Source organism: Terrabacter sp. 01T434, from assembly GCF_056398545.1.
In genome coordinates this window covers 212262-227918 of record NZ_JBFTPP010000003.1, presented here as the reverse complement: position 1 = coordinate 227918, position 15657 = coordinate 212262, and the positions used below count along the sequence as shown (strand labels likewise).

At 71.4% G+C, this 15657-nt stretch carries 15 protein-coding genes; 8 read left to right on the top strand and 7 right to left on the bottom strand.

The features are described from left to right. Nucleotides 1–68 precede the first annotated feature (68 nt). Nucleotides 69–1748, top strand: coding sequence for a DUF7402 domain-containing protein (locus AC1DIW_RS08475; protein WP_478107750.1), 1680 nt, complete (start codon nucleotides 69–71; stop codon nucleotides 1746–1748). A 16-nt stretch (nucleotides 1749–1764) separates the two neighbouring features. On the opposite strand, the gene AC1DIW_RS08470 is transcribed toward AC1DIW_RS08475, so the two are convergent. Further along, nucleotides 1765–2271: a MarR family winged helix-turn-helix transcriptional regulator gene (locus AC1DIW_RS08470; protein WP_478107379.1), complete on the bottom strand. Its 507-nt coding sequence runs from the start codon at nucleotides 2269–2271 to the stop codon at nucleotides 1765–1767. Between the two features lie 60 nt (nucleotides 2272–2331). On the opposite strand from AC1DIW_RS08470, the gene AC1DIW_RS08465 reads away from it, so the two are divergent. Next, nucleotides 2332–3429, top strand: coding sequence for an MFS transporter (locus AC1DIW_RS08465; protein WP_478107748.1), 1098 nt, complete (start codon nucleotides 2332–2334; stop codon nucleotides 3427–3429). Here the strand turns inward: AC1DIW_RS08465 and tpx are convergent. Then, on the bottom strand, nucleotides 3399–3893 hold the full coding sequence (tpx, locus tag AC1DIW_RS08460; protein ID WP_478107377.1) for a thiol peroxidase: 495 nt from the start codon (nucleotides 3891–3893) through the stop codon (nucleotides 3399–3401). The genes AC1DIW_RS08465 and tpx overlap by 31 nt on opposite strands. Nucleotides 3894–4010: 117 nt before the next feature. Between tpx and AC1DIW_RS08455 the strand changes: the two genes are divergently transcribed. The 3 genes from AC1DIW_RS08455 (at nucleotide 4011) to AC1DIW_RS08445 (ending at nucleotide 8081) form a co-directional block, all read left to right on the top strand. Then, complete coding sequence (locus AC1DIW_RS08455; protein WP_478107376.1) at nucleotides 4011–4268, top strand: hypothetical protein; 258 nt, start codon at nucleotides 4011–4013, stop codon at nucleotides 4266–4268. Nucleotides 4269–4332: 64 nt separating this feature from the next. Beyond that, complete coding sequence (locus AC1DIW_RS08450) at nucleotides 4333–7173, top strand: alpha/beta fold hydrolase (protein WP_478107374.1); 2841 nt, start codon at nucleotides 4333–4335, stop codon at nucleotides 7171–7173. Continuing rightward, nucleotides 7170–8081: an ABC transporter permease subunit gene (locus tag AC1DIW_RS08445; RefSeq protein WP_478107372.1), complete on the top strand. Its 912-nt coding sequence runs from the start codon at nucleotides 7170–7172 to the stop codon at nucleotides 8079–8081. Before AC1DIW_RS08450 ends, AC1DIW_RS08445 begins: the two co-directional genes overlap by 4 nt. A gap of 109 nt (nucleotides 8082–8190) precedes the next feature. Here the strand turns inward: AC1DIW_RS08445 and AC1DIW_RS08440 are convergent, their stop codons facing one another. The 3 genes from AC1DIW_RS08440 to AC1DIW_RS08430 form a co-directional block, all read right to left on the bottom strand. Continuing rightward, a complete protein-coding gene (locus AC1DIW_RS08440; RefSeq protein ID WP_478107370.1) occupies nucleotides 8191–9063 on the bottom strand; it encodes an LLM class F420-dependent oxidoreductase in 873 nt (290 codons plus the stop codon). A 29-nt stretch (nucleotides 9064–9092) separates the two neighbouring features. After that, nucleotides 9093–10160, bottom strand: coding sequence for an alpha/beta fold hydrolase (locus tag AC1DIW_RS08435; protein WP_478107368.1), 1068 nt, complete (start codon nucleotides 10158–10160; stop codon nucleotides 9093–9095). A gap of 87 nt (nucleotides 10161–10247) precedes the next feature. Further along, nucleotides 10248–10781 (bottom strand): phosphoribosyltransferase, encoded by a 534-nt coding sequence (locus AC1DIW_RS08430; RefSeq protein WP_478107366.1) that lies wholly within the window; start codon nucleotides 10779–10781, stop codon nucleotides 10248–10250. A gap of 144 nt (nucleotides 10782–10925) precedes the next feature. Between AC1DIW_RS08430 and AC1DIW_RS08425 the strand changes: the two genes are divergently transcribed. Further along, nucleotides 10926–12071, top strand: a complete 1146-nt coding sequence (locus AC1DIW_RS08425) for a pyridoxal phosphate-dependent aminotransferase (protein ID WP_478107747.1) — start codon at nucleotides 10926–10928, stop codon at nucleotides 12069–12071. An 81-nt stretch (nucleotides 12072–12152) separates the two neighbouring features. On the opposite strand, the gene AC1DIW_RS08420 is transcribed toward AC1DIW_RS08425, so the two are convergent. After that, nucleotides 12153–12449 (bottom strand): hypothetical protein, encoded by a 297-nt coding sequence (locus AC1DIW_RS08420; protein ID WP_478107364.1) that lies wholly within the window; start codon nucleotides 12447–12449, stop codon nucleotides 12153–12155. 174 nt (nucleotides 12450–12623) lie between these two features. Continuing rightward, complete coding sequence (locus AC1DIW_RS08415; protein WP_478107363.1) at nucleotides 12624–13913, bottom strand: MFS transporter; 1290 nt, start codon at nucleotides 13911–13913, stop codon at nucleotides 12624–12626. A gap of 133 nt (nucleotides 13914–14046) precedes the next feature. Here AC1DIW_RS08415 and AC1DIW_RS08410 point away from each other — a divergent pair, with 133 nt between their 5' ends. Further along, the gene (locus tag AC1DIW_RS08410) at nucleotides 14047–14583 is read left to right on the top strand and encodes a MarR family winged helix-turn-helix transcriptional regulator (protein WP_478107362.1); all 537 of its coding nucleotides are present in this window, start codon (nucleotides 14047–14049) and stop codon (nucleotides 14581–14583) included. Nucleotides 14584–14802: 219 nt separating this feature from the next. After that, nucleotides 14803–15657, top strand: coding sequence for an SDR family oxidoreductase (locus AC1DIW_RS08405; protein ID WP_478107361.1), 855 nt, complete (start codon nucleotides 14803–14805; stop codon nucleotides 15655–15657).

Sequence of the window (15657 nt, the reverse complement as noted above, 5' to 3'; positions counted from 1 at the left end):
CCATTTTATGGGGGCATGTCGGGCGTCGGAGGCAGATGCGGTGGGCCTGGGGGCGGGTCTCGGTCGTGATGACGGGAATGCTCATCGGCGCGTCGATCTACCAGGCGCCGGTCGCCCGGGCAGATGTGACGTGCGGCAACAACGTCGTCATGAACGTTGCGGCTCACGAGGACGACGACCAGCTGTTCCTGGGTCCCGACGTCCAGAACGACGTCGCGGCCGGGCGCTGCACCGTCACGGTGTTCGTCACGGCAGGGGACGACGGGCTGGGCGCCGCGTACTGGCAGGGGCGTGAGGAGGGGGCGCGCGCGGCCGTGGCCCACATGGCCGACGCTGCCGACGCCTGGACCCCCGAGAGCATCCAGGTCAACGGCCAGGCGGTGGTCCAGGACACCCTGGCGGGCCGACCGTCGGTCGCACTGGTGTTCCTCCGCCTCCCGGACGGAGATGATGGCTCTGGCTTCGCGGTGAACCAGGGGCAGAGCCTCCAGCGGCTCTGGCAGTCCTCGATCCCCACCATCACTGCGTTGGACGGGAGTGCCACCTACTCGCGTGATGGACTGGTCTCCAGCCTTCTGACGCTCATGAAGATGTTCCGGCCGGTCCTGATCCGCACCCACGACTACGTGGGCCAGTACGGCGACGGCGACCACAGCGACCACCACTCCACGGCCTACTTCGTGCGCGCGGCGCAGTACCAGTACGGCTACCGGCACCAGCTGACGGGCTATCGGGGCTACGGCGTCAGCAGCCTGCCGGCCAACCTGACGCAGGCGCAGGCCGATGAGAAGCTCGCGACCTTCCTCGCCTACGCACCGCACGACGAGAACGTCTGCCAGACGGCATCGGACTGTCTGGCAAGTGGCAGCGCGCCGTGGTTCAGCCGGCAGTATGCCGTCGGTAGCGAGTTCGGCGGCGTGCAGAACGCGGCTCGGGTCGGCTCGATCACGGCGTCGTCGCAGAATGCGGCCACGGGCCAGACCGCGGCCAAGGCGGTGGACGGCGTCGTCGCCGGCTACCCCGTCGCGCACCCCAACGAGTGGGCGACCGTGGGTGGCCGCGCCGGCAGCTGGCTGCAGGTCACCTGGCCCGGCCCCCACACTCTGGAAAAGGTCGTGCTCTACGACAGGCCCAACCTGAGCGACCGGGTGACAGCGGGGACGTTGTTGTTCAGCGACGGCAGCAGCGTCCCTGTGGGCGCGCTGCCCGACGACGGCAGTGCGTTCGTCGTCAGCTTCACGCCGCGCCGGGTGACGAGCCTGCGCTTCCGCGTCGACTCCGTGAGTCCGACCACGTCGAACGTGGGACTCGCCGAGCTCCAGGCCTTCACCACCAACGTCGCGCCGCTCGCAAGCGTGACGGCCTCCTCCCAGAACACCCCCACGGGCCAGGCGGCCCAGAACGTCGTCGACGGTTATGCACTCGGCTATCCCACTGCCAGCAGCCGGGAATGGGCCACGCTCGGGGGTCGGAGCGGCAGCTGGGTGAACCTCGAGTGGGCCGTGCCGGTGACCGTGAGCCAGGTCGTGCTCTATGACCGCCCGAACGCCGACGACCAGGTCACGTCAGGGGTCCTGCGGTTCAGCGACGGCAGCAGCGTCACCGTCGGTGCGCTTCCGAACAACGGGGCGCAGTGGATCGTGAGCTTCCCGGCGCGGACGGTGACGAGCGTCCGGTTCGACATCACCGGGGTCAGTCCCACGACCCACAACGTCGGGCTGACCGAGGTTCAGGTGCAGACCGGCTGAAGCCCGAGCCGGGCGATCACGCCTCGCCCTCGAGGTGCAGCACGATCTTGCGCAGCAGGGCGTTGAGCGCAACCAGCTCCTTGGCCGTCAGGCCGGCGAAGGCAGCCTTCTCGCGGGCCATGCCGGCCTCGATTCCCTTCTCCCACAGGCTTCGTCCGGACGGCGTCGGGCGAACGAGGATGCGGCGTCGGTCGATCGGGTCGACCTCGCGAGTCGCGTGTCCGCGCTGGACGAGTCGGTCGAGGCGGGAGGTCATCGCGGCTCGCGTGACGCCGCACGAGTCGGCGAGCTGTGCCGGGGTCGCCTCCTCGGGGAACGGCTGGCTCATCAGTGCGTGGAGGGTGTGATAGTCCTCGATGGTGTCGTCGGTGTCCGCATAGCTGGCGTGGTCGTCGGCCCGCAGCCGCTTGGTGATCGCCTGCATGCGCGTGACCGCGCCCTCGACCTCGGCGTCCATGTTCTCGAGGAGACCGCTCCAACGCGCCACGTGCCGGTCGACCGAGTCCTGCCGTGCTCTCGCCATGGCGCCAGTGTCGCAGAGGGTCGCGGCCAATGGTGCAGCGCTTTGACTATTCGTTGACAGATAGTCAGATGTCTAACTAGTGTCGGCGGTGTCTGGGCCGACCGTGTTACGCCGCACCGCATCATGGTCATCGCAGACCTCACGAGGGCGGCCTCCGTCGGCGGCCTGGCGGTCGCCTTCGCCGCGTTCGGCAGCCCGCCCGTCGCGCTCCTCGCCGCGCTCGCCGCCGTGATGTCGGGGGCGGGCGCGTTCTTCTACCCGGCGTTCGTCTCCCTTCGGCCGCTCATCGTTCCGGTCGAGGGGCTGCAGACCGCCAACGGTGCGATCAGCTTCCTCCAGTCGAGCGCCCAGGTCGCCGGACCCGTCATCGCCGGTCTCGTCGTCGCCCAGCTCGGGCCCGTTCCGGGGTTCGCCGTGAACGCGCTGACCTTCGCGTGGTCGGCAGTCTGCGTCGCCGGGCTCCGGGCCCGCGCCGAGCGCCTCGCCCCACGAGCCGGGATGCTCACGGAGGTCCGCGAGGGCTTGGCCGAGATCCGGGCCCGCGACTGGCTGTGGACCAGTCTCGTGTCTGCGGCGATGTTCCACGTCGCCACCGGCATCTTCATCGTCCTCGTCGAGGTGACTGCAGTCCGCGACCTCGGCGGCGCGCACGCCCTCGGTCTCATCACAGCGGCCCTCGGCGTCGGCGGCCTCCTGGGAGGGGTCGTCGCCCTACGGCTGCAACCGCGCCGCATGCTGCTCTGGGCGTTCGCGGCCCTGGGCCTGTTCGCCCTCTACCCGCTCGCGTTCGCGTGGCCCGGTGGCCTCGTGGCTGTCATGGGCTCGGCCGTGGTCGCCCAGGCCGGACTGCTCTATTTCGACGTCGGCTGGCAGACGGCCATCCAGCAGGGCGTGCCGCACGACCGGCTCGCGCGCGTCGTGTCGTGGGACGTGCTCATCTCGTTCGTCGCGCTGCCGGTCGGCAACGTCCTGTCGGGCCCGTTGAGTGCGCGCTTCGCGACGACCGATCTCATGACCGGCATCGCCGCGTGGATGCTGCTGGCCGGATGCTGGCCGCTCCTCGTCCGGGGTGTCCGCGGCTTCACCCGTGGCGGCGGCGCTCCCGCCACCACGGGTGGGGATGGCGGTCAGCCCAGCGCGGCGATCGCGGCGTCGTAGTCGGGCTCCTGGCCGATGGCCGGGACGAGCTCGGTGTGCACCACGGTGCCGTCGGCGTCGATGACGACGACGGCGCGGGCGAGCAGCCCGGCGAAGCCGCCGTTCTCCATCCGCACCCCGTAGTCGACACCGAAGCCCGACCGGAACGATGACGCGGCGACGACGTTGTCGATGCCCTCTGCCCCGCAGAACCGGTTCAGGGCGAAGGGCAGGTCGGCCGAGACGCAGACGACCGCGGCGTTCTCGAGGCCGGCGGCGATCTCGTTGAAGCGGCGGACGCTCGCAGCGCAGACGCCGGTGTCGACGCTCGGGAATATGTTGAGGACCACGCGCTTGCCCTGCGGCGGTGTGACGTCGTCTCGCAGGTTCGTGCCGGTCAGCGTGTACGTCGGGGCGGGGGAGCCCACGGCCGGCAGCTCGCCGATGGTGTGGACGGGGGTGTCTCCGAGAGAAGTGGTGGCCATGGTCGTATCTAACACGGGTCTGGCGGAGCTCCCGTCGTCCGACCCGTAGGTTGGGGGCCTGAGCGAGACGGCCCCGCCGACCGGTCAGCAGCACCTCATCGACGGACAGGAGTGACCGTGTCGCAGCCCCAGCAGCCGGACGACACCGGAGTCCGCACGCGCTTCGTCATCAACGTCGTCGGCGGCATCGGCCTCCTCTTCGGTGTGCTGCCGATCGTGCGCTACCTGCTCGACCTCTCGCTCTTCGAGTTCACCGTCGCACCGTACGAGTGGCTCAAGCTCGAGGGGGCCGCCCGATTCCTCCCTCCGGGCATCGTCCTCGTGGTCTGCATCGTCGTGGCATACGTCCTCGAGCAGAGGCTCTCGCGCGACTGAGCCGCGGTGCCAACGTTGGACGCTCGATGACCGTTCAACGAGTGGCGCGTGATGTGATGTGCCCATGTCGGTCCGGGCCTCCCTCGTCGCCGCGCTCGCCATCGGGGCGGGTCTGGCCATCGCGCCCAGTCCGGCAGCGATCGCGGCTCCGGCACCACTTCCGGCCTCGGCGCCGGCTGCCGACCCTGTGTCGCCGGAGGTCACGACCGTCCCGGTGCGCGCCGAGCCCGACGGCACGCCGGTGCGGCTCGACGTGTCGGTGTGGCCCCAGTCGAGCGGCCGGCACCCGGTCGTCCTGCTCGCGCACGGCTTCGGCGGCACCAAGGACTCCGTGACGAGCGAGGCCGACGACCTACGCGCCCGTGGCTACGTCGTCATCACGTGGAGCGCGCGCGGCCACGGCCAGTCCGGTGGCCGCATCCACCTCAACGACCCGGCCTACGAGATCGCTGACGCGAGAACGCTGCTCGACCTGGCGGCCAAGCGTTCCGACGTCGAGCTCGACGCCCCGGGAGACCCCCGCGCCGGTGTCATGGGCGCGTCGTACGGCGGGGCGCTCGGGCTCATGCTGGCGGGCGCGGACCGCCGCGTCGACGGGGTCGTCTCGGCCATCACGTGGAACGACCTCGCTGACTCCTTCTTCCCCCAGGCCGCCGTCACGACCCCCGCCACCACGGCGGCCGGTCGTGCCCCGGTCGACGTCGCAGGACCGTTCAAGCAGGTCTGGGCGACGAACTTCTTCCTCTCGGCTCTCCGTGGCAGCAGCGGCCAGAGCGCCGTCGCCGGCGCCCGTTGCGGCCGCTTCGACCCGACCATCTGTCGCCTCTTCGTCCAGGCCTCCGAGACGGGCGCCGCCTCGACGCAGCTGACGGCCCTGCTGCGGGCGCACAGCCCGAAGCCGACGATGAACGCCGTCACCGCACCCACGTTCCTGGTCCAGGGCGTCGGAGACTCGCTCTTCGGTCTCGACCAGGCCGACGCCACCGCTTCGGCCCTCGCTGCCGCCGGCACGCCGTATGCCGTGCGCTGGAGCGACGGGGGGCACGACGCCGCCAGCACGCACGAGAGCGAGGAGCTCGAGGCGTCATACACCTGGCTCGACCACTACGTCCGCGACAAGGCGTCTGCCAGCCGGAGCGAATCCGCCCTTCCCACAGCGGCCTTCACCTACGGCATCCCGGCCAGTCGCGCCGGTCAGCCGACGACGCTCCACACCCTCACGGCATACCCCGGCCTGTCAGGCGCGCCGCTCCGGACCCGCGAGCTGCCGCTCGCGACGGCGTCCGGCTCGCTGCTGCACCCGCCCGGCGGACAGCCGGCCTCGCTCATCGCCGTGCCCGGTCTCGCGGCGCTCGGGGTGAGCCTCTCGACCTACCAGATCGCGGCGCTGCCGGGTCAGTCGACGGCTCTCGACACCGAGCCGATCGCCGAGGCCACCACGGTCGTCGGGTCGCCCACGATGCGTCTCACCGTCACCTCGGACGCGCCCGACGTCACACTCTTCGCCTCGGTGTGGCGCGTCACCGGAGGCTCGGTGACGCTGACGAACCCCCTCGTGGCCCCGGTGCGGCTCGCCGTCACGCCGGGCCGCCCGACGCCCGTGACGATCTCGCTCCCGGGGGCGACCTACGACCTGCCTGCCGGCACCCGCTGGCGCGTGCTGCTGACCAGCACCGAGTCGACCTACTCCAACTCGCGCACCCCGAGCTCCATCCGGATCTCCGGCGCCTCGGCGCTGACGCTTCCCGTCGCAGCCGGTGCCGCGGTCGGCGGGGGCGTTGCCGGCGGCGTCGACACCGAGACGCTCCTCGCGCTGTCAGCGCTCGTCCTGCTGCTCCTCGCCGCGGTCCTCGGGTGGTTCGTCCGCCGTCGTCGCCGCCTGCACCTGCCGGCTCGCCCCGACCTCGCCGACATCCCGCTCGTCGTCGAGGGGCTGGTCAAGACGTATGCCGACGGGCACCGCGCCGTCGACGACGTGACGTGGCGCGCGGAGAAGGGGCAGGTCGTCGGGCTCCTCGGGCCCAACGGCGCCGGCAAGACGACGACGATGCGGATGGTCATGGGCCTCATCTCCGCCGACGCCGGGAGCGTCCACGTGCTCGGCGAGCCGGTCTCGGCCGGTTCGCGCGTGCTGGGCCGGGTCGGTGCCCTCATCGAAGGTCCCGGCTTCCTGCCGCACCTCACGGGGCGCCAGAACCTCGAGGCCTACTGGTCCGCCACGGGGCGGGCGCCCGAGGACGCCCACTTCGACGAGGCCCTCGACGTCGCAGCCCTCGGCGGGGCCGTCGACCGACCGGTAAAGTCCTACAGCCAGGGCATGCGGCAGCGCCTCGGGATCGCGCAGGCCATGCTGGGGCTGCCCGAGCTGCTCATCCTCGACGAGCCGACCAACGGCCTCGACCCGCCACAGATCGCCGCCATGCGCCCGATCCTGCGCCGCTACGCCGAGACCGGGCGCACCGTCGTCGTGTCGAGCCACCTGCTCGCGGAGGTCGAGATGACCTGCACCCACGTCGTCGTCATGCACGCCGGCCGGGTCGTCACGCAGGGCCCGGTCGCCGAGCTCGTCGACAGCGAGGACACCACCATCGTCGACCTGCCCGAGCACGTCGACCACGACGTCATCAGGGCCGGAGTGCACGCCCTGGAGGCCACCGACGGCATCACCGAGGTGCGCGTCGACACCCCGACGCGGGTCGTCGTCGTGGCCGACCGGGGCCGGGCCGAGGTCGTCGCGGCGGCGGTCACGGCGGGGCTGCCCGTGGTCGGCGTCAGCAGCCGCCGTCACCTCGAGGAGGTCTTCCTCGGGGTCATCTCCTCGGCCTCCGCCCCCGGCGCGCCGGCCGAGCCCGGAGACGAGGGCTCGTCCCTCGTCGAGCGACTGAGACAGGTGAGGGCGCGATGAGCGACACCCGTGACGCCCCCGGTGAGGCGCTGCTCGAGGTCATCGAGCCGACGTCTGCCGACGCGAGCAGCGAGATCCGCCAGGTGCGTGACCCCCTCTCGTGGCGGGCCGAGCTGGGCCGGCAGTGGGGGAGGCGACGCACGCTCTGGGCCTTCGGGCTGCTCCTCGCCCTGCCCCTCGTCCTCGTCGGGTCGTTCGCCTTCGGGCAGCGCTCGAGCAACAGCCGCGGCGGCTCGTCGACCCGGATCTTCGACCTCGCGCAGAGCGGGGCGGCGAACTTCAGTCTCGTGCTCGTCTTCCTCGCCTCCGAGCTGCTCCTCGTGCTCCTTGCCGCGCTCTTCTGCGGCGACGCGGTGCCGTCCGAGGCGTCGTGGTCATCGCTGCGCTACCTCCTCGTCGCGCCCGTCCAGCGGGCCCGGCTGCTCACGAGCAAGCTCGCCATCGGCATCGCCTCGACCCTGCTGGCGACGGTCCTCCTGCCCGCCTGGGGCCTGCTCGTCGGCGGCATCGCCTACGGCTGGGACCCGCTGACCAACCCGCTCGGGGAGAACCTCTCGTGGGGCCAGTTCCTGCCGCGCCTCGCCCTCGCGATGGGCTACATCTTCGTGACGCTGCTGCCCATCGCGGCCATCGCCTTCTGGATCGGGACGCGTTCGGACGCCCCCCTCGCGGCGGTCGGGGGCGCCGTGCTCGTCAGCATCCTGTTCAACATCCTCGACCAGCTCGACGCGCTCGACCCCTACCGCAACGCCTTCCCGGGGCACTACTCCCGGGCCTGGCAGGACGCCCTCGCCGTCTCGCCGGACTGGACCGACATGGTGCACGGCGCGCTGTGGTCGCTCGTCTGGGCGGTCGCCTTCACGATGCTCGCCTACCGCCGCTTCCGCCGGAGCGACATCCTCAGCTGAGGCTCCCCGCCGACGGACGACCATTGGTCGCGCTCGACGGACGACACGCGGGGCGACACGCCGGGTGTGCAGACCGTCGTCGACCAATGGTCGTCGGGCGGTGGCTCGCTCAGAGCTTGGCGGCCTCGGGGATGATCCGCTCACCGATGAGCTCGAGCACGTCGGTCCTCGAGCCGTCACCCACGCCCATCTGCAGGTGCGTCACGCCGAGCGCGGCGAGATCCCGCAGGTGCTCGAGGGTGGCGTCGACGTTCTCGCCGTTCGGACCGGGGTCGATGGGACCCATGACGGTCTTCTCGATGTCGTCGTAGTCGCGGCCGAGGGTCTCGCAGTGGCCACGCAGCACCTCGAGCTTGTGCGCGAGGTCGGGGCTGTCGAAGAGGTTGCAGGCCTGGGCGTACTGCGCCACGAGGCGCAGCGTCTTCTTCTCGCCACCGCCGCCGATGAGGATCGGCGGGTGCGGTCGTTGGACCGACTGCGGCGAGTTGAGGGTGCGGGCGAGCCGGTAGTGCTTGCCGGCATACGGCCCGTCGTCGTCGCTCCACATCTGGAGGCAGATCTGCAGGGTCTCCTCGAGACGCTCGAAGCGCTCCGCCGTGCCCGGGAACGGCAGACCGAGCCCGACGGACTCCTCCTCGTTCCAGGCGGCGCCGATGCCGAGCATCGCCCGGCCCCTCGAGAGCACGTCGAGGGTGGTGACCTCCTTGGCGAGCAGCCCCGGCTCGCGGTAGACGGCGGCCGTGACCCAGGCGAGCAGCTGGACGCGCTCGGTCACAGCGGCGAGGTAGCCGAGCGCGGTGTAGGCCTCGAGCATCTCGTGCTCGGGCGGGCCGATCATCCCGATCTGCCACACGTGGTCCATGACCGAGATCTTGGTGAAGCCGACGTCCTCAGCGGTCTTCGCGCTGCGCCGGAGGTCGTCGACGAAGGTGGCGGAGCCGCCGCTCCACGTGAAGTTGGCGATGTGCAGTCCGAGGTCCATGCCCCGCACCCTACGACCGTCCGCTGGGATCAGTCGGTGATCAGCGACTCGATCTCGCGGGCGAGCACGGCCGGCACCTCCAGGGGTATGCCGTGTCCGATCCCCTCCAGGGCCACCTCCCGGGTGGCGCCGCCGGCCGCGGCGTAGCGCTTGAGGACGGCCCGCATCTGGGCCACCATCGGCTGGGACGGGAGCACGTCCATCCCGGGCCAGCCCGGGACCGCGCCCAGGGCGCCGAGGGTCGCGAGGTCGAAGAGCGAGGTGTCGCTGACGACCTGGTCGGCGGAGCCGTGGACCCAGGTGACCGGCGGCTTGCGCTCCAGGTCCACGATCGCCGTGGCGTCGAAGTGGGTGGGCGTCATCGTGTTGAGCACGCCCCGTGTGCCGGGGGCGAGGCCGGGCCAGTTCTCCGAAGGCGTCGAATCCCCGGGGTAGAAGTCGGCGCCGGTCCGGGTCAGGAGCAGCTCGTCGACGAGGAAGTCCTCGTCCACGTTCTCGGCGTTGGCGCCCGGACCGTAGTAGGTGCGCATGACGACGCGGGGGCTGCTCTGCGGGTCCTGCTCGCCGGCGTCCTTCTCGGCGAGGCGCCGCACGAAGTCCGCGTTCGCGGCGCCACCACCGGTGCTCGCGCCGTCGTCGAACGCGGGCGTGCCTGCGGCGTCGACGGTTCCGCCGAAACCGTGTGGCGACAAGGGCGCCACGAGGACGACGCCCGCGAGGTCGTCGGGGTGCTCGACCATGAGCTGCTCGAGGACTCCCGCCCCCATCGACCAGCCGGCGGCGATGACGCGGCACTCGTCGGCGAGTCCCAGTGTCTCCAGGAGGGCGTGCACGTCCTCGACCATGTCGCCCAGTCCCCGGGTCGCGTCGATGGGGAGCGCCTCGGTGCGGCCGAAGCCGCGCAGGTCGGGGGCGATGACCCGGACGTCGTCGGCCAGCTCACCGAGGGCGTCCGCGACGTAGCGCCAGTAGCCGCCGGTCGAGAGGTTGCCGTGCACGAGCAGGATCGGCACGCCGTCGTCCGGGCCGCTCGACCACACGTTGGTGGTGAGGCGGGAGGTCTCGATGAGGCTGCAGGTGAACGACGACGCTGTCATGGCTGGCCCTTTCGCAGTGATGGACCACTGTCTAGCACCGCCGCCCGCACCGGTCAGTGTGGTCGGGCCACTCTTTCGTCGGGCGTCTCAGTCGGCGCGGGGGGCCGCGGTGACCTGCGAACCCGAGACGGGCGGCTCGGCCGACCACGGGAAGACGATCCACCGGTCGGTCTGGCGCCAGACGTAGTCGGGAGTCACGATCGAGCGCGGCTTGCCGTAGAGCACCGCACTGCGGGCCTCGGCGCCGTGCTCCTGGATCAGGTCGAGCACGAGGGCGAGCGTCCGGCCCGAGTCGGCGACGTCGTCGACGACGAGGACCTGGCGGCCCTTGAGGCTCTCGGTGTCCAGATGTGGCGCGAGCAGGACGGGGTCGGGCAGCGTCTCCTCGACGTCGGTGTAGAACTCGACGTTGATCGCGTCGGTCAGCTTGATGCCGAGCGCGTACGAGAGGCCGCCACCGGGGATCAGGCCGCCACGCGCCACCGCGACGAGGACGTCCGGGCGGAAGCTCGAGTCGGCCACGAGCGTCGCGAGCTCACGGATCGCGACGCCGAAGCCCTCCCACGTCAGCACCTCCTTGTCGGTGAGTGTCGAGGCGTCGGCGTGGTGGGCGATCGTCATGCGCACGAGGCTATCGACGGGGGGTGAACGGCGCGTTTCCGGTGTCGAGGGTTCGGGCAGACTGAAGGGGTGACCCCTGAGACCGTCCGTCCGGCCCGACCGCTCCATCCCTCGCGGCGCTCGCAGGTGGCGCCATTCCAGGTCATGGACGTGCTCGACCGGGTGGCCGTGCTGCGCTCCGAGGGTCGCGACGTCGTGTCGCTCTGCGCCGGTGAGCCGTCGGGCGGGGCGCCCCGTCTCGTCTCGGAGGCCGCGGCGCGGATCCACGCGTCCGGCCGGGCCCTGACCTACACGTCGGCGCTCGGCATCCGTGAGCTGCGGGCGGAGATCGCCGCCCACTACACCCGCTGGTACGGCCTCGACGTCGACCCTTCTCGCGTCGCCGTCACGACGGGCTCCTCGGGTGGATTCGTCCTCGCCTTCCTCGCAGCCTTCGAGGCCGGCGACCGCGTGGCCCTCGCCCGGCCGGGCTACCCCGCCTACCGCAACATCCTCACCTCGCTCGGCTGTGAGGTCGTCGAGATCGACTGCGGTCCCGAGACCCGCTACCAGCCGACGCCCGCCCTGCTCGACGCCGCTCAGGCCGGTGGGCCGCTCGCCGGGCTCATCGTCGCCTCGCCGGCGAACCCGACAGGCACGATGGTCGACCGCGCCGAGCTCGCCGCGATCACCGGCTGGTGCGCGGCCAACGGGGTGCGCCTCGTCAGCGACGAGATCTACCACGGCGTCACCTATCCCGACCCCGGCGCAGCGGACCCGCGGGGCGTCTGCGCGTCGGAGAGCGACGAGTCCTCGCTCGTCATCTCCTCGTTCAGCAAGTACTGGGGCATGACGGGGTGGCGCCTCGGCTGGATGCTGCTGCCCGAGGACCTCGTGCGGCCCGTCGACGCGCTCGCGGGCAACGTCTCGCTGTGCCCGCCCGCGCCGGCGCAGTATGCCGCCGTGTCGGCCTTCGCCGAGGAGTCCTACCGTGAGTGTGACCAAGCCGTTGCCGAGTTCGCGCGGACGCGGAGACTGCTGCTCGACAACGCAGCCCGGCTCGGGTGGGGTGAGTCGGCGCCCCCGGACGGCGCGTTCTACTACTGGGCCGACCTCGGTCCCCAGCTCGCCCGCTGGGGCGGCTCGGCGGCATACGCGAAGGCGCTGCTCGAGGACGTCGGCGTCGCCATCACGCCGGGTGGCGACTTCGACGACCGCGCGGGGGCCCGCTCGGTGCGGCTGAGCTTCGCGGCCGGCACCACGGCAGTGGCCGAGGCGATCGAGCGGATCGAGACGTTCAACGCGCGGTGACCGGGGCGGCCACGACCCCGGACGGCATCGAAGCCCCCGGCTGACGGGGGCTTCGATCCGGCATCACCTCTTCTCAGGTGCTCAGATGACGAGCACTACTGCTGCGGCGACCGCTCCGGCCAGGCTCAGCAGCCCGAGCACGAAGCTCACCACTGCGTCCGCGGTCCAGCGACCAGACCGGTCGCGGATGCTGGCGCCGAGCATGCCGAAGCCTGCGGTGAGCAGAACGCCGCCTGCGATCCAGCTGCCGAGGTACCAGGCCTCGCTCAGGTCCGCCAGGATCCAGCTGGCCGGCACCAGGTAGGTGTACGCGCCGAAGGCTGCGACCACGGCACCGAGGACCAGGAGCGTGTAGTCGACCGTGCGGTTGCGGAACAACCTCGGAAGGTGCTCAGTCCCGACACGTTCTCTCTCAAGGAGCTGTGACATCGTCCTCACCTCCTTTCCTCTTCTACCTTCACCGTGCCTCGCCACCAGAGCGGGCGCCAGAGGCTTTGGTCCTGACTTCCCCGGCTATCTGGTGGATCGAGGGGTTTCAGGCGTTCTGAGGACTCAGGCGACGAGGACCGGGTCGCCGTGGTCCGCTGGGGCAGCCGCGACGGGGACGTCGACGGCGGCCCGGCGGTGCTCCTCGGCGCGGCGGTCCCGCAGCGCGGCCCGGAGGCGCCACGCGCCGTAGACGGCGGCGAGGCTGATCACCAGGTGCAGGGCGAGGAAGCCGTTCGCGAGGCCCATGCCGAGAAGGGCGCCGGCCACGAGCGGCCCGAGGGCCGAGAAGGTCGTCTGGATCGCGGTGAAGGTGCCGAGCGTCGTGCCGACGAGACCCTGGGGGGCGAGGCTCGCGGTGAGCGGGTTGAGGACCGGGGCATACATCGTCTCTCCGACGGCGAAGATGCCGAACGTCGTGACGAAGAGCGCCGAGGCGATCTCGGGCGCCAGCTGGGCTGCCGACAGCACGACCCACGAGAGGGTCCAGACGGCGCCCACGACCATGAGCAGGCTGGCGGCGTTGCGACGCGCCGTGACGCGGACGACGACGACCTGGAGCGCCACGATGACGAGGCAGTTCACGGCGGCGGCGAGGCCGATCGCCGACGCGTGGACGTCGAGGACGGTCAGGGCGTAGGCCGGCAGACCCGACTCGAACTGGGCGTAGAAGCCGAGCGCGAGGGCCACCGTGACGAGGGCCGTCCAGCGCAGCGCGCGCACGGCGAAGATGCGGCGCAGGGCCTCCATCGTGCCGATCCGGGCCTCGGCCTCATCGGCAGCCAGGTCGGGAGCGACCTCGCTCGGTGCACCGATGCCGGCGACGTGGATGAGCACGGCCGAGATCGCGAACCCCACGCCGGCGGCGACGAAGGCGAAGGTCATCCCGTCGACGCGCGAGAGGTCGACGATCTGGCCCGCGACGAACGCGCCGACCGCCATGCCGATGGCCTCGGCCGTGAACTTGTAGGCGAAGACCTTGCGGCGGTCGTCGCTCCCGGCCCAGCGCAGCACGAGAACCGACGCGGCAGGGCCGGCGGCGGTCAGGCCGAAGCCGAAGACGAACATGCCGACGAGGAAGGCCGGGGCCGACTGCGCCCAGACCAGGCCGCCGACGCCGACGGCCGCGAGCAGCTTGGCCACGACGGCGACGGTGACCGGGTTGAAGCGGTCGCTGAGCCGACCCGCGAAGGGTGCCGCGACGAGCGCGCCGACGGAGAAGAGCGTGCTGGCCAGAGCGGCCGTGAGAGCGCCCCAGCCGCGGGTGTTGGCCGCATACGCGTACTGGTACGGCAGCACGGTGCCCCAACCGAGCATGCCGATGGACGACGCGAGGATGAGCAGCTTGGTGCGCATGGGTTTCACACCCTTTCGGGGACGGGGGAGGCGGACCAGGTGGTCAACGCAGCTTCGGCATCGAATATTTCGTCATCGAAGTTCGAGATCGAAAGAGTAGCACCAGCCACGGTCAATGCGACAATGCGGTCCTATGGCAGCGAAGCGACGACCCACCGCCCAGCAGGAGCATGCCGCCGACGTCGCGACCTACGTCGCCGCCGGTGGTGAGGAGTCGGTGCAGCGCGTCATCACCGCCGTGTATGCCGTGACGAAGAAGCTCGACCAGTGGTACGTCCGGCAGTTCGCCGACCTCGACCTGACCCAGGGGGAGTGGGCCGTGCTCGCAGCCCTCGCGCGGGCCGGCGAGACGTGTCTGACCCCCAGCCAGCTCGCCGACCTCTCGAACGTCGCACCGTCGTCGATGACGCACCGGCTCGACAAGATGGCCGGACGGGGGCTGCTCCAGCGCCGGCCCGACGAGTCCAACCGCACCCGGACGCTCGTCTCGCTGACCAAGGACGGGTGGTCGCTCTTCAGCGCCGCCGTCCGGGAGTCCAACGTCGTCGAGGGCGACACGCTTCGTGGCCTGTCCGACAGGGAGCGGCACGAGCTGGCCCGGCTCCTCGAGATCGTCATCGCCGGCCTCGACGACATCGACGCCGAACCAGCCCCGCAGCCCTCGGCCTAGGGTTTGTGGGGGCCGTCCCGGCCGGCAGGCCGATCAGGTTCGCGGTCGCCAGACGTGAGGGACCTCGGGCGGTTCCTTCTCCGGGGCCCCCGCCCACTGCTCGTCGTCACCGATTCGGCACGTCCAGGGATGGATCAGGGACCGGAGGCTATCGAGTCCGGCCTCGACGACCCTCGACGACATCGACGGCCCGAACCGTCCGGGCGTAGCCTCACCGACATGAACGCCAACGGTCAGCCGGTCGCCCTCGTCACCGGAACCTCCTCGGGCATGGGCCTGCACACCGCGGTCGAGCTCGCGCGTCGCGGGCTCACCGTCGTCGCGACGATGCGCGACACGACGCGCGCCACCGCCCTGACCGAGGCGGCGGCACAGGCCGGCGTCGAGGTCGACGTCCGCGCACTCGACGTCACCGACCACGATGCCGCGCGCGCCTGTGTCGACGGCGTGCTCGCCGACCACGGCCGCATCGACGTCCTCGTCAACAACGCCGGCAGGGGCGCCGTCGCGACGGCGGAGCAGCTGAGCCTCGACGAGGTCCGGGACCAGCTGGAGGTGAACTACCTCGGCCCCGTCGCCCTGACCAAGCTCGTCCTGCCCCACATGCGCGAGGCGGGCTCGGGCACGGTGCTCACCGTCACCAGCGTCGGCGGCGCCGTCGGGCAGCCCTTCGCGGACGCCTACTGCGGCGCGAAGTTCGCCGTCGAGGGCTTCATGCAGTCGCTCGCCGTCGTCATGCTCGCCCACGGGGTGCACGTCTCCGTCATCGAGCCCGCCGCCGTCGCCAGCGACTTCGTGGGCAACGTCGCGCGACCCGACGACGCCCGGGCCTCGGACCCGTATGCCGCCCAGCTCGAGGCCTACCTCGCCCGGTCTGCGGGGGCCTTCGCCAACGCCCAGTCGTCGCAGGACGCCGCCGCAGCCATCGCCGAGGCGGCGACCTCCACCGACTACCGCTTCCGCTGGCAGACGTCCGAGGGCGCCACCGCCTTCGTCGGGATGTCCCTCGCGGACACCGACGGCAGCCGCGTGCTGGGCGCGACCCGTGGGTGGATCGAGACGGCCCCGAACTAG